This window comes from Kitasatospora sp. NPDC093558, from assembly GCF_040683475.1.
In the GTDB taxonomy this organism is placed as follows: Bacteria; Actinomycetota; Actinomycetes; order Streptomycetales; family Streptomycetaceae; genus Kitasatospora.
Genome location: NZ_JBFBDY010001426.1, coordinates 1 through 1002, shown reverse-complemented (window position 1 = coordinate 1002; position 1002 = coordinate 1). Strand labels below are relative to the sequence as shown.

The 1002-nt window shown below is 75.1% G+C and carries 1 protein-coding gene; it reads left to right on the top strand.

The genetic code is table 11. The features are described from left to right. Positions 1–107 precede the first annotated feature (107 nt). Positions 108–1002, top strand: an 895-nt coding sequence (locus AB0O00_RS41515) for a low temperature requirement protein A (RefSeq protein ID WP_363659833.1), incomplete at its 3' end; no start/stop codon positions are given.

Here is a 1002-nt window from a genome sequence, read left to right as displayed (position 1 = left end):
TCCGGCAGGCGCTCCGGGTCCTTACTGCCGAGGGGCTGATCGAGGGGCGTCCGGGGGCCGGTGTTCTTCTACACCTGAGCCGCCCCGCCGAGACCTGAGTGAGCGCGATGCCCGACCCCGGCCCGAACCCGATGCTGCGGCGTCTGCGCCAGCGCCTCTGGCAACCGCCGCGGGCCCACGGGGAGCAGCCGCGCGAACGGGTGGTCGGGCCGCTGGAGCTGTTCTACGACCTCGTCGTGGTCGTCCTGGTGGCCCAGGCCGCGCACCACCTCGCCGGGCGGCTGACCTGGCGCGGGATCGGCGAGTACGGCGCGGTCTTCGGGCTGGTGTGGATCGCCTGGGTCAACGGGAGCCTGCACCACGAGCTGCACGGCCACGAGGACGCCCGGGCGCGAATCACCTTCCTCGGGCAGATTCTGGTGCTGGTCCCGCTGGGGGCGTTCATCCCGACTGCGGGCGGCGCCCGGGGAGCGGACTTCGCCGTCGCCGCCGGGGTGCTGTTCGCGGTGCTGGCCGTGCTCTGGGCGCTGGCGGCGCGCGGGGACGTGCCCGAGTACCGGCGCTCCAGCCGGCTCTTCGTCGCGGGCACCGCCGTGTGCGCCATCGCCCTGGGGACCAGTGCGCTGCTGCCCGCCGGGGCGCGGGTGTGGACCTGGGGCGCGCTCGACGTCGCCTACCTGGCCGGATTCGCCGCCGTGGTCCTGCGGGCGGCACCGGTGCGGGCGGTCGCGCTCACCGTGACCGACGCGCTCATCGAGCGGTTCGGCCTGCTGATCATCATCGTCCTGGGCGAGACCGTGACGGGCGTCGTCACCGGGCTCGCGGCCGAGCCGGTCGACGCGCTCACCCTGGCGGTCGGCCTGGTCGCGGTCGTGGCGGGCTTCGGCGCCTGGTGGACGTACTTCGACTTCGCCGGCCACCGCGAGCCGCGGCGGACACCGCCCGCGACCGTGCAGTGGATGCTCGCGCACCTGCCCCTGACGGCGGCGGTGGCCGCGATGG